Origin of the sequence: Algoriella xinjiangensis, assembly GCF_900115015.1 — a bacterium.
Lineage (GTDB): Bacteria > Bacteroidota > Bacteroidia > Flavobacteriales > Weeksellaceae > Empedobacter > Empedobacter xinjiangensis.
On the sequence record NZ_FOUZ01000002.1, the window covers coordinates 131,225 to 156,023 of the forward strand.

Annotated in this window: 17 protein-coding genes; 10 read left to right on the plus strand and 7 right to left on the minus strand. The window is 31.3% G+C overall.

The window, feature by feature from the left end; genetic code table 11:
- The first annotated feature begins 21 nt into the window (after window positions 1-21).
- Window positions 22-1,281 (plus strand): CinA family nicotinamide mononucleotide deamidase-related protein, encoded by a 1,260-nt coding sequence (locus BM072_RS02215; protein WP_092906135.1) that lies wholly within the window; start codon window positions 22-24, stop codon window positions 1,279-1,281.
- Window positions 1,282-1,599: 318 nt separating this feature from the next.
- Complete coding sequence (locus tag BM072_RS02220; protein ID WP_092906137.1) at window positions 1,600-2,772, plus strand: dicarboxylate/amino acid:cation symporter; 1,173 nt, start codon at window positions 1,600-1,602, stop codon at window positions 2,770-2,772.
- 78 nt (window positions 2,773-2,850) lie between these two features.
- Here the strand turns inward: BM072_RS02220 and BM072_RS02225 are convergent, their stop codons facing one another.
- A complete protein-coding gene (locus BM072_RS02225) occupies window positions 2,851-3,942 on the minus strand; it encodes an RluA family pseudouridine synthase (RefSeq protein WP_092906139.1) in 1,092 nt (363 codons plus the stop codon).
- Between the two features lie 10 nt (window positions 3,943-3,952).
- The gene (locus BM072_RS02230) at window positions 3,953-4,933 is read right to left on the minus strand and encodes a PASTA domain-containing protein (protein WP_245752027.1); all 981 of its coding nucleotides are present in this window, start codon (window positions 4,931-4,933) and stop codon (window positions 3,953-3,955) included.
- A 70-nt stretch (window positions 4,934-5,003) separates the two neighbouring features.
- On the opposite strand from BM072_RS02230, the gene BM072_RS02235 reads away from it, so the two are divergent.
- From BM072_RS02235 to BM072_RS02245, 3 genes are all read left to right on the plus strand, one after another.
- The gene (locus BM072_RS02235) at window positions 5,004-5,993 is read left to right on the plus strand and encodes a D-alanine--D-alanine ligase (RefSeq protein WP_092906143.1); all 990 of its coding nucleotides are present in this window, start codon (window positions 5,004-5,006) and stop codon (window positions 5,991-5,993) included.
- Window positions 5,981-6,442: a pantetheine-phosphate adenylyltransferase gene (gene coaD, locus BM072_RS02240; RefSeq protein WP_092906144.1), complete on the plus strand. Its 462-nt coding sequence runs from the start codon at window positions 5,981-5,983 to the stop codon at window positions 6,440-6,442. Before BM072_RS02235 ends, coaD begins: the two co-directional genes overlap by 13 nt.
- A gap of 113 nt (window positions 6,443-6,555) precedes the next feature.
- Window positions 6,556-8,751, plus strand: coding sequence for a M12 family metallo-peptidase (locus tag BM072_RS02245; RefSeq protein WP_092906146.1), 2,196 nt, complete (start codon window positions 6,556-6,558; stop codon window positions 8,749-8,751).
- Between the two features lie 51 nt (window positions 8,752-8,802).
- Here BM072_RS02245 and BM072_RS02250 read toward each other — a convergent pair whose 3' ends face one another.
- Window positions 8,803-9,399: a ribonuclease HII gene (locus BM072_RS02250; protein WP_092906148.1), complete on the minus strand. Its 597-nt coding sequence runs from the start codon at window positions 9,397-9,399 to the stop codon at window positions 8,803-8,805.
- Between the two features lie 103 nt (window positions 9,400-9,502).
- On the opposite strand from BM072_RS02250, the gene BM072_RS02255 reads away from it, so the two are divergent.
- Window positions 9,503-12,757: a SusC/RagA family TonB-linked outer membrane protein gene (locus BM072_RS02255; RefSeq protein WP_092906150.1), complete on the plus strand. Its 3,255-nt coding sequence runs from the start codon at window positions 9,503-9,505 to the stop codon at window positions 12,755-12,757.
- 12 nt (window positions 12,758-12,769) lie between these two features.
- Window positions 12,770-14,212, plus strand: coding sequence for a SusD/RagB family nutrient-binding outer membrane lipoprotein (locus tag BM072_RS02260; protein ID WP_092906152.1), 1,443 nt, complete (start codon window positions 12,770-12,772; stop codon window positions 14,210-14,212).
- A 135-nt stretch (window positions 14,213-14,347) separates the two neighbouring features.
- Here the strand turns inward: BM072_RS02260 and guaB are convergent, their stop codons facing one another.
- Window positions 14,348-15,808: an IMP dehydrogenase gene (gene guaB / locus BM072_RS02265; RefSeq protein ID WP_092906463.1), complete on the minus strand. Its 1,461-nt coding sequence runs from the start codon at window positions 15,806-15,808 to the stop codon at window positions 14,348-14,350.
- A 249-nt stretch (window positions 15,809-16,057) separates the two neighbouring features.
- Between guaB and BM072_RS02270 the strand changes: the two genes are divergently transcribed.
- The 3 genes from BM072_RS02270 to BM072_RS02280 all read left to right on the plus strand — a co-directional run bounded on the left by BM072_RS02270 (window position 16,058) and on the right by BM072_RS02280 (window position 21,215).
- Window positions 16,058-19,642 carry a DUF2723 domain-containing protein gene (locus BM072_RS02270; RefSeq protein WP_092906154.1) on the plus strand — a complete coding sequence of 1,195 codons (3,585 nt, stop codon included), beginning with the start codon at window positions 16,058-16,060 and terminating at the stop codon, window positions 19,640-19,642.
- Window positions 19,643-19,830: 188 nt separating this feature from the next.
- Window positions 19,831-20,334: a hypothetical protein gene (locus BM072_RS02275; protein WP_092906156.1), complete on the plus strand. Its 504-nt coding sequence runs from the start codon at window positions 19,831-19,833 to the stop codon at window positions 20,332-20,334.
- 218 nt (window positions 20,335-20,552) lie between these two features.
- Complete coding sequence (locus BM072_RS02280) at window positions 20,553-21,215, plus strand: porin family protein (RefSeq protein ID WP_092906158.1); 663 nt, start codon at window positions 20,553-20,555, stop codon at window positions 21,213-21,215.
- 74 nt (window positions 21,216-21,289) lie between these two features.
- Here BM072_RS02280 and BM072_RS02285 read toward each other — a convergent pair whose 3' ends face one another.
- Genes BM072_RS02285 through BM072_RS02295 form a run of 3 tightly spaced genes read right to left on the minus strand, consistent with a single transcriptional unit; the run spans window position 21,290 to window position 24,735 of the window.
- Entirely contained in the window at window positions 21,290-22,501 is a 1,212-nt protein-coding gene (locus BM072_RS02285) for a hypothetical protein (RefSeq protein ID WP_092906160.1), read from the minus strand.
- Complete coding sequence (locus BM072_RS02290) at window positions 22,485-23,126, minus strand: ATP-binding cassette domain-containing protein (RefSeq protein ID WP_092906162.1); 642 nt, start codon at window positions 23,124-23,126, stop codon at window positions 22,485-22,487. The genes BM072_RS02285 and BM072_RS02290 overlap by 17 nt, the downstream gene beginning before the upstream one ends.
- A complete protein-coding gene (locus tag BM072_RS02295) occupies window positions 23,116-24,735 on the minus strand; it encodes a DUF4836 family protein (RefSeq protein ID WP_092906164.1) in 1,620 nt (539 codons plus the stop codon). The genes BM072_RS02290 and BM072_RS02295 overlap by 11 nt, the downstream gene beginning before the upstream one ends.
- Window positions 24,736-24,799 lie beyond the last annotated feature (64 nt).

Here is a 24,799-nt window from a genome sequence, read left to right on the forward strand (position 1 = left end):
TTAAGCAAGTTTTTTATTTTTATGAAAATTAATGCAACTATTTTAACTATTGGCGACGAAATTTTAATCGGACAAATTGTTGATACAAATTCAGCATTTATTGCCAAACAACTCAATACAATTGGAATTGAAGTGGAAGAGATTTTATCTGTAAAAGATGAATTTCAAACAATTATGGAAGGCTTTGGAAGAGGTATTTCTAAAGCTGATTTGGTGATTGTAACAGGAGGTTTGGGACCAACGAAAGATGATAAAACAAAAGCTGCACTTTGCAAATTTTTGGGTTGTGATTTGGTTCGAGAAGAAAAAGTAATTCAAAATATCATGCGATTATTTGAAGAACGTGGTTATAAACGCGAATTAAATAATCTGAATCAAGATCAAGCATTAATTCCAGAAAAATCTACTTTTATTCAAAATAAATTTGGGACTGCGCCTTGCCTTTGGACGAAGATTGATGATAAAATTATCATTAATTTACCTGGCGTTCCTTTTGAAATGAAAGGTTTGATGCGTGATGAAATTATTCCACGATTAAAAAATCAATTCAAATCAGATGAAATTGTTCATCGCGATATTTTGATTAGCGGCATTCCCGAGAGTGATTTGGCAATTTTGATAGAAGATTGGGAAAATCAATTACCCGAATTTATTCATTTGGCTTATTTACCAAATCGCACGTCAATTGATTTGCGTTTTACTGCTTCGGGCGAAAATAGAAATGACTTAGAAAATATAATTCAGCAAGAAATTGATAGCTTAAAATTAATTGCTGGTGAATATATTGTCGCCGAAAATTCAGGAAATATTGTTGAGGTTTTGAAAGATATTTTACTTCAAAAAAAGCTAACAATTTCTACAGCAGAAAGTTGTACAGGCGGTTCTGTCGCAAGTTTATTAACATCAATTAGTGGAAGTTCTACTTATTTTGTAGGAAGTGTAGTTTCGTATGCAACACATGTAAAAACAACTGTTTTAGGCGTAAATCCATCTATTATAAATCAATTTTCAGTCGTTTCAGAAGAAGTTGCAATGCAAATGTCAAAAGGAGTTTTAAAAGTCTTGAATTCTTCTTTAGCCGTTTCTACAACGGGAGTTGCTGGGCCAACTAGAGGCGAAGATAGTCAAGAAATTGGAACATGCTGGATTGCTGTTACAAACGGAAATACGACATTAACGAAGAAGTTTTTTTATCCGTATTTGGATCGTGAAGATTTTATAAAAATAATTTCTAATAATGCATTGAATTTGGTTGTTCAGTTTGTAAAAGAAAATTATTAATTTCTGAATAAATTAGTGTTATTATGTAGTGCGTAGCTGAAAAAATTCAGCTTGACGATTGATTTTAGTTTGATAAGTAAATATTTTTTTTAAATAACCCATGTCATTCTGAGTGAGTTTTAAAGTTTAGTTTTATTGTTGAGTTATGTGAAGCTGAAATAAATTCAGCTTGACAAAATAAATAAATCTAGTTTTTATAAATAATCTATATCATTCTGAACTTGTTTCAGAATCTTATGATATATAACTAAATATTTTTTAAAATACATTTAATCTATAATATTAATAGAGTTATATTTGCTTCCAAAATAGAAATAAATGTTAAAAAAAGTAGTGAATAATACATTATTCAGGTTACTAATTGGAGTTATTTTAGGATTGGTTTTAGGAAATTATCTAACACCAAAAACGATACAAGTTGTTTTATCCATCAAATATTTTACGGGTCAATTAATATTCTTTTTAGTTCCTTTAATCGTTATTGGATTCATCGTTTCTTCGATTACAAAACTAAGTCAAGGATCAATAAAAATTGTATCATTTTCGTTATTAATCGCTTATTTATCATCAGTTGGTGCAGGAATTTTTTCGATGATAATGGGATACAATATTATTCCAAATTTATCAATTCCGACAAGTGTAGATAAATTAAAAGAAGTACCAGAAATTTTATTTCAATTAGATATTCCACCCATTTTTTCGGTGATGACAGCTTTGATACTTTCGTTAATGTTAGGAATGGGAATTCTACTTACAAAAGCAAAAGAATTAGAAAAGATTTTTGATCAATTTAAAGACATCGTTATTTTGATGGTCAATAAAGTGTTGATTCCGATTTTACCATTTTTTATTGCCACTAATTTTGCAATTTTAAGTTATGAAGGTTCAATAGAAAAACAATTACCAGTATTCTTAAAAGTGATTTTAATCGCTATTGTAGGACATATTATTTGGTTAACTTTATTGTATTCGATTGCTGCATTTTATCACAAAACAAATCCATTTAAATTGCTTAAATTTTATCCGCCCGTTTATTTAACGGCTGTTGGTACAATGTCTTCTGCGGCTACTTTGGGCGTTGCTGTAAAAGCGGTGAATGATAGTAAAGTGATGAAACAAAGTATTACGAATTTCACGATTCCGTTTTTCTCTAATACGCATTTGTGTGGTTCTGTTTTAACCGAAGTTTTCTTTGTGATGACGGTTTCGCAAGTATTGTATGGTCATGTACCAGATCTTAATTCGATGCTAATATTTGTAGGTTTATTAGGTATTTTTGCAGTTGGTGCGCCAGGTGTTCCAGGAGGTACAGTTGTAGCATCATTAGGATTGATTACAAATGTACTTGGTTTTGATGAAGCAGGAATTGCTTTGATCTTAACTATTTTTGCCTTGCAAGATAGTTTTGGAACTGCGTGTAACATTACTGCTGATGGTGCATTGAGTATGATTGTAGATAAATATGCAGATAAAATAAAAGTTGTAGAATAATTTATCATTCAAAATATAAAAAAAATAAAAAAGCACTTCATTTGAAGTGCTTTTTTATAATTATATGCGAATATTTTTTTATTCCATTTCTTTTGCGTGACGATCAATTTTTTTCTCTGGCTCTGTTGCATGAATAGAGTTTTGAGTATAATTGCGCCATCTGTCCAATAAATCAACCATATCTGCTGGAAGTGGAGATTCGAAAGACATTTTTTCGCCCGTTGTTGGATGTATAAATCCAAGTGTACGTGCATGTAAAGCCTGACGTGAACAAGTCTTGAAACAGTTTTCTATAAATTGTTTGTATTTAGTAAAAGTTGTTCCTTTCAAAATACGCTCACCACCATATCGTTCATCATTAAATAATGGATGACCAATATGTTTAAAATGTGCACGAATTTGGTGTGTTCTACCAGTTTCTAACTTACATTCTACTAAAGTAACATATGAAAAACGCTCTAAAATACGGTAATGCGTAACCGCGTGTTTACCTTCGCTTCCGTCTTCAAAAACAGCCATTTGCATACGGTCTTTTACATGACGACCAATATGTCCTGTAATTGTACCTTCTTCTTGCTCTACAGATCCCCAAACAACAGCGTTGTACAAACGATCTGTAGTATGTGCAGCAAATTGTAAAGCTAAATGATTCATCGCTTGTTCGGTTTTTGCAATAACCAATAAACCACTTGTATCTTTGTCAATTCGGTGTACTAAACCAGGTCTTTCTAATTCGGCAGACATTGATGGTAAATTATCAAAATGATATTTTAAGGCATTTACCAATGTTCCTGTATAATTTCCGTGTCCTGGATGAACAACCATTCCTGGCGCTTTATCAACTACAGCAATTTGATCATCTTCGTAAACAATATTTAACGGAATATTTTCTGCAATTACGTCATTTTCTCTTGGCGGAGTAGATAACATAACTTGTATAAGATCGCCAGGTTTAACCTTATAATTAGATTTTATTGGCTCATTATTTACTAAAATATTTCCGTTTTCAGCAGCTTGCTGAATTTTGTTTCTCGTCGCGTTTTCAATTCTAACCATCAAAAACTTATCTATACGCAATAACGATTGACCTTTGTCAACCGTTATCGAAAAGTGCTCGTATAATTTATTGTCGTCTTCCTCTTGCAAGAAATCTTCTAAATCTTCTGTCATTTATCTCTTTCTATTCAATAATAACTTCTTCAGCAGTTTTTGGTGCTTCAGTCGTCGGTTTTTGCTCTGTTGTAGGAGCCGTTTGTTGTTGCAAATCTTTTATTTGCTCTTCCGCTTTTTGCGTTACAATATCTCTGTATTGCGAACCACTAATTGTGTCTTCGCCAAAGTTTTTGTATTGTACATCTAATTCTTTTAATTGCGCTCTAATTTTATCTCTAGGCTCTGTAGATAACCAAATATCAATTGGTTGACCTTGGTCATAAGTATCCGAGCTAAAAGGAAATTGATACACAACGCGTGCATTAATTGTATCATTAGAACCGCCAATAAATTTAATTTGACCAATCTCAAAGAAATTATCTTTGATTGATTTTTTTGCTTCTGTTAACGTAAAATTAAGCAAATTCGGCATTCTTACGCCAGATAACATTCCGCGACCTAAAACTAGATCCACAGTTGCAAAACGAGGCAATTGTTCGCCCGCTTTTACAATTTTACCGTTATATAAAATTTTAAGAACAGCGTCTTTTGCTAAATCTGGCTCGTATAAAATTTTACCAATTTTAAGCCCAGAAATCTCTAATTGTGTTAAAGCCAAACGCTTTGATTTACCAATTAAATCTGGTAAATCCACAGGACGATAAGTTCTTGGATTTGATTTGATAAAAATACGTCGACCTTCTTTTACACGAGATTGCGCAGTTGGGTAAAAATCCATAATAGAAAAAGGTTTCATATTAGGATCAAAACGAGAACTGTCTACTTCGTATGTCAAACCAAGTTCTTCTAACTTAGCTGTTGCATCATTAATTTTCATTTTTGATAAATCCGGAACTTCCACAAATTCGTTGTGATTGGTATAAGAATCTAACCAAACGTTAAAAATAAAATGGTAAAGCCCGTAAGATAAAGCGATAACGATAGCAACGTTAAGCAAAACTTGTATGATTGATTTTACTCCTTTCATTGAAATGATTAATTGTCGCACAAATATAGTTTAAAAATAATATTTATGATTGATGTCAAAGTTCTATATTTGAATAAATTTAAAATTAAGCATGTTAAGAGTAGCAGTTGTAGCAGGTGGATACTCAGACGAAAGTGTAGTTTCGTTAAAAAGTTGTGAATTGATTTTTGCAAGTTTAAATCCAGAAAAGTACGACAGAACAAGGGTTCGAATCTTGAAAGAAGGATGGTTTGCCGAAATTGATGGTGAAAAATATCCAATTAGTAAAGGTGATTTTTCTTTTGAGAAAAATGGAGAAAAAATAAATTTTGATGTTGTTTTTAACACCATTCATGGTACGCCAGGAGAGGATGGTTATTTGCAGGCCTATTTCGAAATGATTGGTTTACCATATAATGGATGTCCATTTTATCAATCTGCCCTAACGTTTAATAAGAAAGATTGTATTGCTGTTTTGAGCAAATACGGTATTCCGCACGCCAAATCTATTTATATCAACAAAGGAGATCAGTATTCTGTTGATTATATTATAGATGAAGTTGGTTTACCTTGTTTTGTAAAACCAAATCGATCAGGATCTAGTTTAGGAATTTCTAAAGTTTTCAAGAAAGAAGAGTTTGAGGCAGCAATGACAAAAGCTTTTCACGAAGACAAAGAAGTTTTGATTGAATCTTTTTTAGATGGAACTGAAGTTTCTGTTGGTGTTTTAAATTACAAAGGCGAAACAACCGTACTTGGAATTACAGAAATTGTATCGCACACAGAATTTTTTGATTATGATGCAAAATACAATGGTTTATCCGACGAAATTACGCCAGCGCGTTTAACACCAGAAGTGGAACAACGTGTGCGCGATATTGCAGAAAAAGCCTATAAATGTATTAATATGTCAGGTTTTTCTCGTTCAGAATATATTATTGTGGATGGCGAACCTTATTTTATAGAAATGAATACATTGCCAGGTTTTTCACCAGCAAGTATTTTTCCACAGCAAGCTGCAATTGCAGGAATCGCTTTGGAAGATTTAATGGACAGTGAGATAGAATTTGCATTAAATAGACCTTCAGCATGGACAGAATAGCGGTTTTCCCTGGTTCTTTTGATCCTATAACGATAGGACATTTGGATATTATAGAAAGAGCAGTTCCTTTGTTCGACAAAATAATTGTGGCAATTGGTACAAATTCTTCTAAAAAATATATGTTTTCTGAAGAGCAACGTAAAAAGTTTATTGAACAATCTGTCGCAAAATTTTCTAATGTAGAAGTAGATGTTTACGAAGGTTTAACAGTAGATTATTGTATCGAAAAAAATGCGCAGTTTATTTTAAGAGGTTTGCGTAATCCTGCTGATTTTGAATTTGAAAAAGCAATTGCACATACCAATCGTGCAATTACAAAAAAAGATATCGAAACAATTTTCTTGTTAACATCATCTGGAAAAGCTTATATCAGCTCAAGTATAGTACGAGATGTAATGCGAAATGGTGGTAACTATACCATTTTGGTTCCTGATGCTGTAAGAATATAATATAGTGTATACGTTTTAAAAATATTGTAAGAGTAGGTAATTTATCTGCTCTTTTTTTGTGTTTAAAAAAATGAAAATAGATATATTTACAATAATTAACACAAAAGAAGAATATGAAGAAATTAATTTTACTATTAATTGCGTTTGTATTTAGTACACTATCATTTGGACAATTAAAACCAATTCCAAAAAAGGTAGAAGAAGCTAAATTAACAAGTCGCAGTTTTAAATCGTACAAAGTTTTTAGTAACACGATTCAACAAAAAGGAGATCAATTCGCAGAATTTGCAAAAGGCGTTTCGTTGTTTAGACTAGAAAAAACAGAACTTAACAAACTTTATCAATCAAAACCAACATCACTTACTCTACAAATTCCTTTCGACGGAAGAACACTTGATTTAGAATTGGTACAAAATGACGCTTTATTTACTGATAATTTTAAAGCAATTGATCAAGATAATAAATTGATTAATTATGAGCCAGGTTTGTATTACCAAGGAATTATTGGAGGTGATAATACTTCGGTAGTTGCAATTTCTATTTTTAAAGATCAAGTAATTGGTGTGGCTTCTTCTAAAGCTTTAGGAGATGTTGTCATCGGAAAATTGAAAGATTCGGAAGAATATGTATCGTATTCATCTTATAATATTGAAGCTAAAAACAATATTACATGTGCGGTAGATCAATTAGAAGAAAATAAAAACTACAAACCAAATTTTGATGCAAAAACATTAAATTCTAACAAGAATGAGATGACAGAAAAATGTGTTCGTGTTTATTATGAAGTTGCAAATAGACCATATTTACAAAATGGCGCTGACGAAAAGAAAACCTTAGATTGGTTAACAGCAATTCACAATAATATTGCAACATTATATAGTAATGATTATATAAGAACATCATTAGCAACAGTGATGATTTGGAAAGAAACAGATCCATATACTGGAGATTACAGCGCGCAATTAAATAAATTTAGAACAACAAGACTAAATTTTGATGGTGATTTTGCACATTTAATTAATTACCCATCAACAACATCTGTAGCGTATTTAAATTCTATGTGTAATAATGATTATCATTACGCATATTCAGGGATTAATATGACATACGGTAATGTACCAGTGTATTCTTGGACGATTATGGCAATGACGCACGAAATGGGTCACGCATTAGGTTCGCCACATACACATGCATGTGCTTGGAATGGAGATGGTACAGCTATTGATGGTTGTGCACCTACATACGATCCTAAATTAGCAGAAGGTACATGTCCGACAGGACCAATTCCATACGCTGATAAAGGAACAATTATGAGTTATTGTCACTTAGTAGGCGGAGTAGGAATCAACTTTTCTAATGGATTCGGAGAACAACCAGGTAATTTAATTAGAGCAACTGTAGATGGTAAAATGTGTTTAAGTACAGATTGTAGCATGACTTGTCAACAAACAATAAAAAGTGTTGAGGGTACATTAGATGGTCAAACAATTACATTTAAATTGAATGACGATACTGGAACAGTTTGGAAATATAAATTTGAGAAAGTTGGAGGAGAAGCAGGTGTATGGAAAGAAACAACGAATAAAACATTAGTTTTTGCAAACCTTGAGAAAAACTCTTATTATAAAATAGAAGTTGTAAATAAATGTTCTGAAACATCAAGTTCTAGCTCTGTGACTAGAATTGTAGAAATTCCAGGAGATTATTGTAATGGCGATTTATATTATGATTCGGGTGGAGCAAATGGAAACTATTCTCCAAACGAAAATGTTATTAAAATCTTTAAACCAGCAGTTGCAGGAGAAAAAGTATCATTAACTTTCTTAGAATTTGATTTAGAGCCAAGAGATACTAATTTGTATGATTATATGAATATTTATAATGGTACAGGTACAAATGCAAGTAAATTATTTGCAAATGGAAAAGAATTAAATGGAAACACAATTCCAGGACCATTTGTTTCTACAGACGAAACTGGCGCAATTACTTTACGATTTGTATCAGATGGAGGTTTAGAATTGAAAGGTTGGGTTGCAAAAATTAACTGTGCAAGTTTAGGATTAAATGATATTAATAATTTAGAATTTAATATTTATCCAAATCCAACAGCAGATTTAGTAAATGTAACAACAAAAGAAAACATCGTTAGTTACCAATTGTACGATTTTGCGGGTAAATTATTAACAGAAAAATCTAAAGTAGATAAAAAAGAAGTTAAAATTAATTTAGAATCATATCCTAAAGGAATTTATCTTTTAAATATCAAAACAGATAAAAGAACATATACTCAAAAAGTTACTAAAAAGTAATTACAGAGATAATTTTTAAATAAAAAAGGGATACATTTTGTATCCCTTTTTTTATAAATCTAAACTTAGTTGATCTGGTAATAATTTAAACGTCATGCGATGATACGGTGTTGCACCAAACTCTTTTATGGCTGCGCGATGCTCTTTAGTAGGATAACCTTTATTCTTTTTCCAATTATACATCGGAAATTCTTGATGTATTTTTTCCATATACTCATCACGATAGGTTTTTGCTAAAATAGAAGCCGCCGCAATATTCATATACTTAGAATCACCTTTTACAATACATTCGTGTGGAATATCTTGGTAGGCATTAAAACGATTTCCATCCACAATAATTAATTCTTTTTGACAATTTAATTGATCAATGGCTCGATGCATTGCTAAAAAACTAGCATTCAAAATATTTATTTCATCAATTTCTTCTGGAGAAACAACTCCAACAGCCCAAAATTTTGCATTATCCTCAATAAAGGTTCTTAATGAATTTCTTTTTTTCTCAGACAATTGTTTCGAATCATTGATGATATCATTCTCGAAATCACTTCCTAAAATGACTGCAGCTGCAATTACAGGACCACTTAAACATCCTCTTCCAGCTTCGTCACAACCTACTTCTTGTTCCTTATTTGATAAAGTTTTATACAATTTTCTGATTTTTTAACAAATTTAACAGAATTTATTGAAAAAAAGTTTTGTAAATGTTATAGAAATCTTAAGTTTATAGAAGTTTTAAAAAATGTTTTAACAGATGAGGAGAAATTTAAAAAACTTGTTTGTATTAGGAGGGCTTCTTTTAGGAGCATCTTTATACGCACAAGAAAAGACAGTTACAGGTACTGTAACTGATCCAGATGGTTTTCCAGTAGCAGATGCTGTTGTAAAAAGTTCTTCAGGAAAAGAAGTTTATACTGATGATAAAGGAGTATTCAGTATAGAAGCTAATTCTGGAGATAAAATTACAGTAGAATTTATTGGTTTACCTACGCAAACTTTTACTGTAGGAGCTTCAAGTTCATATAATGTTTCATTGAAGCAATCTGAAGTTGTTGAATTAGAAGGTGCCGTAGTAACTGCATTAGGTATAACAAGAGATAAAAGATCTTTAGGTTATGCTACACAAGAAATTAGTGGAGATGTAGTAAATCAAACACCAGTTTCTAATTTTGCAGATGCAATGTCTGGGGAGATTGCAGGTTTAGATATTAAAGGTTCTGGTTCTAGAGGAGGGTCTACTAATATGGTGATTCGTGGAACTAGCTCTTTAGTTGGAGATAACAATGCATTAATTGTAGTTGATGGTATTCCAATCAATAACTCTACATATAATGGTACTACACAACAAAATGGTGGTGGAGGTTTTGATTATGCAAATGCAGCTGCCGATATTAATCCTAATGATATTGAGACTATAAACGTATTAAAAGGAGCAGCAGCAGCAGCTTTATATGGTTCTAGAGGTATGAATGGGGTTGTAATGATTACAACGAAAAAGGGAACTAAGAAAAGAGGAATTGGAACAGAAATCAATTCATCTATTACTGTAGGGACTGTTGATAAAACTACATTACCAAAATATCAGAAAAAATATGGAGCAGGTTACGAAAATAATGGAAGTAGTACTGTAAATCCTTATTTTAATGAAGGACCAGTTGGATCTAATCCTAATGATTTATACGTTATGTTTAGCGATGATGCTTCTTATGGAGCAGCTTTTGACCCAAATTTAATGGTATACCAATGGGGTTCATTTTTTGAAGGGATGCCAACTTATGGACAAAAAACTCCTTGGGTAGCAGCTAAAAATGATCCTAATTCAGTTTGGAAATCAATTACAACTTTTCAAAACTCAGCCTCATTCTTTGGATCTAATGATGATGGAAATTTTAGATTAGGATTCACAAATTTTCAAGATGAATTTGGTTTAGTTAATAGTAAACAATTAAGAAACTCTATTGATTTTAATGGATCTTATAAGATTTCAGATAAATTAACAATTTCTGCTAAAATGAATTATGTAGATAATTCTGCAAAAGGTCGTGTTGGTACTGGTTATGATGGGTGGAATCCTATGCAACAGTTTAGACAATGGTGGCAAACAAATGTTGATTTAAATGAATTAGAGCAAGCTTACAGAGTTACTCAAGGAAAAAATGCTTCTTGGAATATTGGAGAAATTGATCCTAATAAAAAAGGATATTTAGTTCCTTTATATTCAGACAACTTCTATTTTACAAGATATGAAAATTATCAGAATGATAGTCGTAAAAGATATAATGGAGGTGTTTCTTTAGATTATAAATTAACAAGTTGGTTAAGTGTTTTAGCACGTTATGGATTTGATAATTACACAGAAAAAAGAGAAGAGCGTTTAGCAATAGGTTCTGCAGGTTCTCCTGGATTTTATCGTTTGAGAAACTATGACGTATCTGAAAATAATTATGATGTAATTTTCAATGTTACTAAAAATCTTTCAGAAGATTTTACATTAGACGCGAATGTTGGATGGAATTTAAGAGTTCAAGATTATGATTCATTCGTAGCTCAAACTAACGGAGGATTAAAAATACCAAAATTATATTCACTGTTAAATTCTGTAAATTCATTAACTTCATCGGATATAGGTCAATCTAGATTTAGAAAAATGGTTGATGGAGAGTACGTACGTGCAAGTATTGGATATAAGAATATGTTGTTTTTAGAAGGATCTTTTAGAACAGATAGATCTTCATCATTGTGGTCTAAATCTGATAAAGGAAATAGATATTATTATCCTTCAGGATCATTTAGTTTTGTTTTCTCAGAATTAATGAAATCTAGTATCGTTAATTTTGGTAAATTACGTTTAAACTATGCTCAGGTGGGTAATGATACTGCACCATACCGTTTATGGAATACATATGATATCAATGCAAGTTTTAGTGGTGTAGGGTCTGCTTCAAATCCAGCAGCAAATACTTATAGCAATCTAAAACCTGAAAAGATGGAGGAGTATGAAGTAGGTTTAGAGATGGGACTTTGGAAAAACAGAGTTAATTTTGATGTTTCTTACTATAATAGAACTACATATGATTTGATTACAGATGTTGATGTATCAACTTCTACTGGTGCTTCAAGACAATGGACTAACATGGGAGATGTTAGAAATGAAGGTGTTGAGGCTAGAATTAGTTTTGAGCCAATTAAAAATGATAACTTCACATGGAAAGTAACAACAAATTTTGCTAAAAATGTTAACAAAATGTTAAGATTTAACGGTGAGATTGAGTACTATCAACTAGCAGCTGTACAAGGAGGAATCACAATTGGTGCTCAAGTTGGAGAGGCAGTAGGAATCATCAGAGGTAGAGGATATGTTTATAATGAGAATGGGGATAGAGTAGTTAATGCAAATGGTCGTTATCAGTTATCTTCTTCAACTACTATACTTGGAAATATGAATCCAGATTTTACTGGAGGAGTTAAAAATACATTTACGTATAAAAATACGAGTTTAAGTTTTTTAATTGATTTTCAAAAAGGAGGAGATGTATTCTCACTTGATACATATTATGGATATGCTACAGGATTGTATGATAACTATACAAGTGGTTTAAATGATCTAGGAAATCCAATTCGTAATACTATTGCAAATGGAGGAGGAGTAATTTTACCAGGTGTTAAAGCTGATGGTACTCCTAATGATGTTCGTGTAGAGGCAAGTACAGGTAATAATAACCCTTGGGGTTATAAATCAAATAATAATGAAGAGTATATTTATGATGCATCTTTTGTTAAATTAAGAAATGTAACTTTTTCATATGATTTACCTCAAAAATTCCTTAAAAACACATTCATAAATAAATTTACTTTATCTGCTGTTGGTAGAAATTTATGGATAATTCATAAAAATGTACCATATTCTGATCCAGAAGCAGGTTTAAGTGCAGGTAATGTACAAGGATACCAATCGGGTGCTCATCCAACGTATAGAGAAATTGGATTGAATTTGAAAGTACAATTTTAAAACTTAATTAAGATGAAAAAAATCATATTAACATTAGCTTCTATCTTAGTAATTCAATCATGTAGTGATGAATACTATGATAGTTTAAGTATAGATCCTATTAATCCAAGCGAAGTTCCAGCGAATTATTTTTTTACAAATGCTATTACAACATATTATACTCAAATGTTGAATACCAATGTAAATACCAATGTTTTTCGTTTATGGTCTCAGCAATGGAATGAAACACAGTATACTGACGAAACAAACTATAATTTAGAAACACGTAACATTAATGGAAGGCTATGGACTTCTTTAAATACAAATGTGATTTTTGATTTACAATCAGCAAAAGAGTTGATTGCAAAAGATGGATTACTTACAGCAGATGTAAAGAAAAACCAAACTGCTATTGCGGATATTATACAAGTCCAAGCATGGTTAGTAATGGTCGATACATTTGGGAACGTTCCATATACAGAAGCATTAAAAGGAGGAGGTAATATTACTCCTAAATATGATGATGCAAAATCTATTTACGAAGATTTAATTAAAAGATTACAAGAAGATGTTGCTAATATAAATGTAGCAGCAGCTGGTTTTGGAAGTACTAATGACATTGTTTATAAAGGAGACATGTCTAAGTGGAAAAAATTAGCAGCTTCATTATTATTAAAAATGGGTGTACAAGTAGCTGATGCTGACAATGCATTAGCTCAAAAAACTATTCAGGCAGCATTATCTAGTGGTGTAATGACTTCAAAAGCTGATAATTTCACATTAGTATATCCAGGATCTGAGCCTTATGTTAATCCATTATGGATTGATTTAGTTCAAGGAGGACGTAAGGATTTTGTAGCAGCAAATACTATCGTTGATAAAATGAATACTTTAACTGATCCTAGAAGAAAAATCTATTTTAGAGAAAATCTAGGTGCAGATGAATTTAAAGGAGGAACTTATGGTATAGCAACTCCTTATGATCAATATTCACAAGTAGGAGATTTACTACATAAAAAAGATTATCCAGGTAATTTGTTAGATATTACAGAAGTTAAATTTTTATTAGCAGAAGCTGCAGAAAGAGGATTTTCTGTAGGAGGATCAGCAGCAGATTTTTACAATGAAGGTATTAAAGCTTCATTTGACTTTTGGGGGCTTACTACAGCTCAAGCTGATGCATATTTAGCTCAATCTAATGTTGCATATGCAACAGCACCAGGTACTTGGAAAGAAAAAATAGGTATGCAATATTACCTAGCTATGTATAACAAAGGTTTTGATGCTTGGACAGTAATTAGAAGATTAGATGCTCCAAAGATGAATATTGCAGCTGAATTAGGCTTGCCATTTCCATCAAGATTTACATATCCTACAAGTGAAAGAAATTTGAATAAAGTTAATAACACTCAAGCAGTAAATGATATGGGTGGAAAAGATGAACTTACATTGAAACTTTTCTGGGATAAATTCTAAGAGTATTATTCTTATATAACATTTTTAAAACCACCTCGCAAGAGGTGGTTTTTTGTTTCCAATAAAATTGAACAACAAAAAAAGCAAGCTAATTATTAGCTTGCTTTTTTGTTTTATCTGAATTAGATTTGATTCTTAATTTGAATAATTAGGAGCTTCTTTCGTAATTACAACATCATGTGGATGAGATTCTTGTAAACCTGCACCAGTAATACGAACTAATTTTCCGTTTTCGATTAAATCATTAATTGTAGCAGTACCACAATATCCCATTCCAGCTCTTAATCCACCACATAATTGGTAAATAACATCCGCAATAGAACCTTTGTGAGGAACACGACCTTCGATACCTTCTGGAACTAATTTATTAGCATCTGATTGAAAGTAACGATCTTTAGAACCACGTCTCATTGCAGCTAAAGAACCCATTCCTTGGTACGCTTTAAATTTACGACCTTGGAAAATAATTTCTTCACCTGGCGCTTCATCTGTCCCAGCAAATAAACTTCCTAACATTACCAAGTTTGCACCAGCTGCAACAGCTTTTACAATATCTCCTGATAATTTTATTCCACCATCACCAATAACCGAAACATTTCGTGTTTTTGCATATTCGTATACATCGTAAATTGCAGAAAGTTGAGGTACACCAACACCTGCTACAACACGAGTTGTACAGATAGATCCTGGTCCAACACCAACTTTTAAAGCATTTGCGCCAGCATCAATTAAGGCTTTTGCAGCAGAAGCAGTAACAATGTTTCCTCCAACAATATCTAAAAGTGGAAAAGCATTTCTTACTTCAGCAACTTTACTAATAACACCTGCAGAATGTCCGTGAGCAGAATCTAATGCAACAATGTCAACACCTTTGTTTACCAAAGCTTGTACACGGTCTAACGTATCTGCACCAACACCAACACCAGCACCAACACGTAAACGACCTTTACTGTCTTTACACGCATTAGGAAATTCTGTTAAGTTATCAATGTCTTTAATGGTAATTAATCCGATTAATTTATTGTTTTCGTCAACAATAGGTAATTTTTCAATTCGGTGACGAGAAAGGATATCTTTTGCTTTTTTAAGATCAGTATCAATATCCGAAGTAATGATGTTTTCTTTTGTCATTACATCTTCTACCAATTGATCAAAATTTTCTTGGTAACGAATATCACGATTTGTAATAATTCCAACTAAAGTACGATCTTCTTCAATTACAGGTAAACCAGAGATTTTATATTTCTCCATAAGGTTTACAGCATCTTGCAAAGTGTGTTTACGTGTTAAAGTAATTGGATCAGAAATCATTCCGTTTTCAGAACGCTTAACCATATCAATTTCATTCGCTTGTTCTTCGATTGACATGTTTTTGTGGATAAAAGATAATCCACCTTCGCGTGCTAATGCAATTGCTAATCTGGCTTCGGATACAGTATCCATCGCAGCAGAAACAATCGGAATATTAAGCATGATATTATCTGTGAATCTTGTTTTTAGAGATACTTGGTTCGGTAATATCTCTGAGTAGGCTGGCACTAATAGAACATCGTCAAAAGTGAAACCTGTTTGTAGAATTTTGTCTGTTAAAGGCATTGCTTTTTGCATTGCAAATTTAGATGAAAAAACCTTAGTATCAAAATTATTTAAAGAAATCTAACTGATATTTGATTGATTTGATGTTTTGTTAATATGATAATTAAATGATTAGAAGTGGTAAAATAATCTTTAAATTAATCCTTATATCATTGTTGTTATTGAAAAATCTAATCATAATTTAATGTTTTCAATCTTCAGCTATATCAAATATTTATCTTATTTTCGCAAGATAGTTTATTGAACAAGATGAATATAAATTTCAAAAAATGGAATAACATCTTAGGTGTAGTTATGTTCTTGATAGCGACAGTATTGTATTTGTCGAGCATGGAACGCTACCTAAGTTTATGGGATTGTGGTGAATATATTGTATCATCAGCAAAATTAGGAATTACGCATGCGCCCGGTGCCGCATTGTTTCAAATCATTGGAGCAGTTTGGTCTGGTTTAGCTTTTGGTGACGGAAGCAAATATGCAATTTTAATTAACAGTACATCTGCTTTGTGTAGCGCAGGGACAATTATGTTGTTGTTTTGGACAATTACATATTTTGTTCGAAAAATGTTTGCAAATACACAAGATCCTACAAATGTAGATTTAATAGAAATGGATGCTTCTCAAAAAATAATCGCTTTAGGAAGTGGATTAGTTGGAGCAGCAGCATTTATGTTTAGCGACACATTTTGGTTTTCGGCAGTAGAAGGAGAAGTTTATGCAATGGCATCATTTTTTACAGCCTTATTATTTTGGTTGGTTACAAAATGGGATCAAGTTGCAGATACGCCACGTGGAAACAAATGGTTGGTAATTATCTCACTGGTAATCGGACTTTCTATTGGTGTTCACTTAATGGCAATGTTGTCTATTCCTGCGGTGTGTTTTGTTTATTACGCACGTAAATACAAGTTTACAATCAAAAGTTTTATACTTGCTAATGTCATCACATTAGTAATTTTAGTTTTTGTATTTAAAATAATTTTTCCATTAGTCATGACATTCTTTGGTAAAACAGAGATTTACGTGGTTAATAATCTTGGAATGCCTTTTAATTCAGGAACAATTATCGCAACAATTATTTTAGCAGTTATATTTTATTTAGCTGTTAAATTAACGCAGAAATACGGTTCGGCTTTGTTAAATACAATTTCGTGGTGTGTTATTTTTATGTTGATTGGTTTCTCTTGTTGGTTAGTAATTCCGATTCGTGCAAACGCAAATCCACACATGAATTTAAATGATCCTGACACAGCTTTAGGTGTTTTAGATTATTTTAATCGTGAGCAATATGGGACTTGGCCAGTAATGTACGGACCAGTTTATACGGCTCATATAGCAAATGATGGTTTAAAACGTGATGCTAACGGAGCGCCAGAAAGTAGCGTTCGTAGTTCTGAATATATTAAAGATCAACGCACAGGAAAATACTTAAAAGTTTCGGATCGTTTAGACTATAAATATGAAGATAAATACGTAAAATTCTTCCCGAAAATGTTTAGTCCAGATCCAGGTGTGATGGAAAATTATGCGGCAGTTTATGGTTTTCCTAAATTTTCGCTTAATTCGAAATACGCTGGTGATGAACAAGCTCAAAAAATGTATGCAGACTTGGTTCAGAAAAGATCAAATCGCGAATTAAGAGTTGCGGATCTTAAAAAATATAATCAAATTTTAGAAATTGAACCACCAACATTTGGCGAGCAATTAAACTATTTCTTTGATTATCAAATCAACTATATGTTTGTTCGTTATTTTATGTGGAATTTTTCTGGTCGCCAAAACGATTTAGAAGGTAATTTCGAAATAACAAAAGGAAACTGGTTATCTGGAATTCCATTTATAGACAATGCACGTTTAGGAGATCAATCTAAATTAGCTGACGAATACAAAAATGACGGAACAAATGTGTATTATATGTTGCCATTAATTTTAGGATTAATCGGTTTCTTTACACAATTAAATAGAAATTTTGTCAACTGGTGGTCATTATTATCACTATTTGTATTAACAAGTGTTGGTATTATTTTCTACACATCTGTAAAACCTTTTGAACCTCGCGAACGAGATTATGCATTAGTAAGTTCTTTTTATGCATTTTCTATTTGGATTGGTTTGGGTGTACAAGGAATTTATTTATTGATTCAGAGAATTCAGAAAAAAGAATTAAGCCCATCATTAGCATTAGGAACAACAATCGTTTTAGCCGGAATTCCTATCTTGATGGGAGCTCAAAACTGGAATGATCACGATCGTTCTGAGCGTTCTGTAGCATATTCTTTGGCATATAATTATTTGTATCCATTGGATAAAAACGCCATAATTTTTGTGTATGGTGACAATGATACTTATCCGTTATGGGGATTACAGGAAACAGAAAATTTCCGTGATGATGTTAAAATTGCGAATCTAACTTTAGCGGCTTCACCGTGGAATTTAGAGCAATTATTAAGAAAAACGTACAATGCAGCTCCAATACCAACAAATCTAAAACCGAAAGATTACCAAACGGGTACAAACGATCAGATTTTTGTGGTTGGAGGTTCTATCAAAAATATTTTTGATGAATTAAATGGTTTTATCAAACCAGGTTCTAATCAAACTTTAGAAACATTAAGCAATTTACCAACAGATCAAGTTGGACAATATTTTGTTGATCCAGAAATTGATCCAGAGCAAGTAATGACGGTTTATAAAAAGATTAAACCTTTAGAAAAATACTTGACAAAAGATAGTATGACGGCTAAGGAAGCGATGGATTTTCTTTTGAATAATAAATTAGAGGAAAAACAAGCTTTAGCAGATTATTTTGGATATCCAATTGGACAAGCAAATTATTTACCGGTCTCTAAAATTACCGTTCCTGTTAATAAAGCAAATGCAATAAAATACGGAATTGTAAACCCGAAAGATGCTGATAAAATGATTGATAATTTAACAATCAATATCAAATCGTCTAGCTTATTCAAAAATAATTTGATGATGCTTTCAATGATGGCGAATTATAATTGGGATCGTCCAATTTATTTCAGTGGAGGAGGTGTTTCTGATCCAGAAAATACATTCTTTATGAATGATTATTTATTGAATGCAGGTTTAAGTTATAAATTAGTTCCGATTTTTACACAATTTGGTAAAGGCGGTATTATTGGAGCTTCTGACAATGATATGTTGTTAAGAACATTCAATTCTTACAAATGGTCGGGTTACAATAATCCTGATGCATCATTTAGTTTAACAGAACGTAATTACACATCATCTTACCGAAATACAGCTGTTAGATTAGCGGACGATTTATTAGCTGCTGGTCGCAAAAAAGAAGCAATTCAGGTATTAGATAAAGTAATGAAGGAAATTCCGGCATTATCGCAATATGATATTGGTTACGGTGTAAGTAGAATTGCGGGATTATACGTAAAAGCAGGCGAAGATAAAAAAGGCGAAGAATTGTTTGCACACGTAAGAAAGCAAGCCAATCAAAAAATTGCTTTTTACGAGTCTTTACCAGCGGCAAAACGTTATTCAATCGGTTCTGATTATGCAAGTGCTAAAAACGATTTGATGATGGCTTTATACAACGAAGCGTCTGCATTAGGCGAACGTGGAGATAAAGACAAAGCAATTAAATTATTCGAAACTGGATATAATCCAATGTTGAAGAAGTTTGAAAAACTATACAATGAAGTTGTTGCTGACGGAAAAGTTGATGAAACTGATCAAGCTAAAATCATGACTCAATTTAATTATTTAGATGAAATGATTGGTGTCGCAGCAGAAATTGATACAAATTATGCAAAAAAACAACAAGACCTTTTATACAAAATGGTCGGACAATAGTTTTTTGTTCAAATAAATTAAAAAGCTCCAATTAGTTGGAGCTTTTTTTGTTTTGGTTAAGTTTTTGACTATTAATTTGTTGTTATAAATTTTAAGTTTATCTGAAATACGAAATTAAGTTTGGCACGTAAATTGGAATTGTACAAATAAGTTTAACAATTTTGACAAATAAATTAAAATAACATAAAATGAAAAAAGTATTATTAACAGCTGCTTTCGCAGTAGCAGGTTTAGTAGGAGTTTCGGCTCAAACATCAGGAGTTGAAGGTACAGTTCACGTAGGTATTCCAGTTGGAGATGCTGCAGATTATTCTTCATTTAACGTTGGTGTTGATTTAGCTTATTTACACCCTATTACAACTAATTTCAAATTAGGAGGTAAAGTTGGTTATGATCATTTTATTGCAGATAGTAAATTTAAAGATTTAGGTGGAGAAGATTTTGGATTTATTCCATTAGCAGCTACTGCTAAATATGAATTTAGTAACAACTTATTTATTGGTGCTGATTTAGGTTATGCTTTTTCTACTAAAGATAATTTAGATGGAGGATTATTTTGGCAACCAAAAATTGGTTATTCAGGAGCAAGTTTTGATGTTTATGCAGGATACAAAGGTATTTCTGTAGATAATAATCAATATTCTAACTTTAATGCAGATGCAGTTTCTTTAGGATTTGCGTATAAATTCTAATCATAAGAATTAAAAAATAATTAGTGTTAATTAAAAGCCACATCGCAAGATGTGGCTTTTTTTATTTTATATAGTTCGTTCTTTTTAAGTGTTAAAGTTTTAAAATTATCTAATTGATAATAAGTTAATTGGAGTTTTATTGATTTTCTTTAACATCATTTGGCATGTAACTTGAAATTATGCATACATCATAATTAGAAAATTAAAATTATTACAAGATGAAAAAAATATTTTTTATTGCTGCTGCAATGCTAGGCGTTGTTAGTTTAAGTGCACAAGAAAAAACAACATCCTCTCAGTTTGGTGTTAAATCAACTGTAAACATGTCTTCATTTAATGGAGCTGATGTAAAAGACAACGATTACAAAGTTGGATTTAGCGCTGGTGTTTACGGACATTTTCCTCTTACAGATCAGTTTTCCGTACAACCAGAGGTTAACTTTACGAGAATCGGAGGTAAGTTTAAAGATGATGTAACCGAAGTAGGAAATACAACCATTAAAAACAAGAATAAAACAACATTAGATTATATTCAAGTTCCAGTAATGTTCAAATATTATCCTGCGGCATCTCGTTTCAATATCGAGGCTGGTCCACAATTCGGATTTAATATGTATGCAAGTAACAAGCAAGAAACAAGTGTTTATGCAAACGGAACGGTAAATACAGTTTCAGAAAAAACGGATATTAAAGATGATATAAAAAACTTTGATTTCGGTGTAAACTTCGGATTAGGATACAATGTTACAGACAATATTAATGTTGGCGCAAGATATTACATGGGCTTAACAAAAATTGGAGAAAACACAGACAATGGCACAACAATAGCCAATGATGTTAAAAACCATTCATTCTCTTTAGGAGTTGGATATTCTTTCTAAACAAAGAAATTTAAATACATAAAAAAAAGCTTGAAGATTTCTTCAAGCTTTTTTTTATGTATTTTTTTTATGAATTAAGATTTTAATGCAATTTTTTTGATAGATTGTGTTAAGATTATTTTATTGATGATAAATAATACAATCACGACAATTAATCCAAAACCAATTACTTCCCAAATATGAGATTGCTCTGTCGACATAAATTTGCCAACTTTTGCATTAATCATATTCAAAATAAAATAAACCATCGGAATCGAGATAAGATAACTTATCAACATAAAAATGATCGAGAATTTTAGATACGGTTTAGCAAGTTGATTAATATTATATCCAATCAAAAACAAATCTTTTGTTTTGTGTTTATTCTTTTCAATCATCAATTGAAAGTTAATAATCATCAACCAAATTGCAGCAAAAACAATGATTAAACCAATAAATAAAACCAATGTAAAAGCTAGTTTTAGATAATAGGTTAATTCTCCATTTTTTAATTCGTCTTTATTAATATCAAAATTATGACTTTCAAAATACGAAGCCGAATTTTCATCGCCTTGCGATTTTGTTTCAACAATTATACGTGAAGGTTCTGTATTAGATTGATGCGCATATTTTTCGTTTGCCCATTGTAAGAAATTTTCTGGAACTAAAATTGTATTAATTTTTGTTGTAAAATCAACAATTCGAGCTTGATAAATGTTTTGATTTTCGCCTTTTCCTAAAATCAATTGAAACGGAATTTTTGTAAACAATCCTTCCGAAACTTGTGGTAAACCTTGACTTGTTGCAAAACCAAAATTGTACAAATTCAAATAACTTTTCGGAATAATAATCGGAATAAAATTTTGTCCTTCTTGCCATTTCCAATCCGATTCTTTTACTTCAATAAAATCTTCAGGAACAGATTCAAAAAATAAATCAGTCGAAAAACCTCTGATTCCTGCAATTCCGCCGACTTGTAATTTTACAGGAAATTGACTGCTTTTGAAAACGCCAACTTTTTGCACAAATTTTTGTGTTTTTAAGTCATCTATTTCGTCTTGATTAAAAGTCGGTTTTTCGCCAGTTAAAGTTTGTAAAGAAGAGACTTTTTTGTTTAAAACAATGTAATTTGATTTCCAAATAGAACTATCTTCTCCAAAATTCTTTGCATAATCCAAATAAATTGTCGCAGCTAATAGCAAAATAAAAAAACCAATGATAGAGAAAAAACAAAAGGTTGTAATGCGTAAAAAACTTAAATTTTTTCGCACTAATTTTTCGATTAATGTGTTAGAGTTGAATGACATTTTCTAATCGTTTATCGTGAATTTCGTGTAAACTGGTAAATAAAATTCCAGCATTATTTTTCTTCGCTTCGGTAGTTATTAAATCTAACAAAAGCGTTTGATTATTGTCGTCTAAATGACTAAAAGGTTCGTCTAAAAGTAAAAAATCAAACGGTTGACAAAGCGCACGAATAATTGCAATTCGCTGGCGTTGCCCATAAGAAAGATGAACCGCTTTTTGTTGAAGATGACTTTTTAAACCAACTTTCTCAATCCATTCAATAATTTTATTTTCAGATTGATGTTGCGTCAAAACGTTTTTTAATTGAATATTTTCCATCAAAGTTAATTCTTCAAATAAATGCAAACCTTGAAAAACGTAGGCTATTTTTTGACGTCGGATTGTAGTCCAATCATTCAAATTATAATTTTTTATATTTTGTCCATCAAACAAAACTTCACCATCATAATCTTTTCTATCGCCGTATAAAATATTAATCAAAGTTGATTTTCCTACACCAGAATGTGCCACAACTTGATAAATATTTCCACTTGTAAATGTGTAATCGTTTTTCCAAATTTCAGATTTTTCAAACCCAAATTCTTTTAATGGATGTGGAATGAGTTGACTTATTTTAATTTCCATTTTGTTGTTGTGTTTGCGAGAAAAATAGTGAATAAGCTTGATCTAAAAGAAGTAAAATAATTTCAAGACTATTTTTGTCTTTATTTTTCATGTGTATTTTTCCTGTTTTTGTGTATTCATCCGAAACGCGATAATCGATGTAATCAAAATTAGATAAAATCGTTTGCATTTCTTTTGTATTTCCAAACGGAATTTGTTGGTAAATATATTGTTGTACTTGCTCTGGATATTGGTCAAAATTTAAATTAACATAGCCAAACATCGCATTTCTAGAGTTTGTTGCATATTCTGACGTTACAAAATTGGTTTGACTAACATCATTATTCAAAAAACGACTCATCATAACTTGATTGTTTGTGATGTACATCAAATTATTTTTATACGTCATATAAATCGTCATATTTGTGCTGATTGGTAACATAAAATAATTCCCTTGAAACTTGATTTTTTCTTTGTGCGTTTTTACAAATTCATTAAAAAATAAATCATTTTTCATTTTTCCAGCCATTACAAATTGTGGATAAACAACTTGTTTGATGAAGTTATCTTTTTTGCCGAAAAAATCAGTTGCATTAAATGCTTTTCCAACCTCAAAATCATAAACACTAAGAAGCGCATCACCTTCAAAACTATCTTCTAATTTGCTTAAATCGATTTCATATTGATTGAGAAAATCAGTTAAAAAATTTTGATTTTCAAAAATATAACGCGTATTTGTCGGATAAATTCCTAAACCAACATTCAAATAACTTTGGGCAGGAAAATATTTAAAAAAATCTGTATTAATTTTAGATTTCCACATCGGACGCTTTTGCAATTCTACTTTTGTAATTGCATCTGGATGAAATTTTTGAGTAAAATTAATTCCATCCGAAGTAAATGAAATCAAATTAACCCACGAACTTTTTGTAAAATCTAAGTTTTTACCTGCATTTTCTTCTTTTTTAGAAAAGTTTTTCAAGAAATTTCCGGTATACCAAACATTGATGTCTTGCGAATTTTTCACAAAATCTGCAAAACTATTGTTCTCTTTTGCAAGCGAATGTTTGTCGTTGATAATTTTGGTGAAATAATCTTTTATTGATTTTTCGTTTACGCCAAATTCCGAAGCAATAACTATAAATTGAGATTTATTCCAAGCCATAAATGGTTTATTGAAACCCGAAATTGTTGTAAACCCATCTACTTTTTCAAACGAAATATCTTTTTTATAAATTGATTTGTAAATAGTGGTTAAATGTTTTTCAAATTGATCTTTATCGCGCATGTTTGCAATTGTCGCAACCATGTTTTTTTCGTTAAGTTTTTGTCCAAAAATATAAATTGGACTGATAATATCAACGCCAGCTGAAGTCGGATTGTCTTTGATGTTTTTTAGTAATTCATCTAAAATAGGATCTTGATTTTTGATTTCATTTTCTGCTAATTGATAAATTTTATATTGTTCTAATTTGTTGAAATTACCTTTTTCTGCAATTGATTTTGGATTAATTAAGGCCACAAAATCTGCATCGGTTGGAATCAAAATTGTATAATCATCATTTTTATTACAACTTGAAATGAGTAAAATGATGATTAAAATTGAATAATATTTAAAGAGTTTCTTCATCGAAAAAATATTGGAATACGAATTTATTAAAAAGCCTTAAAAATAGGTATTGATTCTGCTAAAA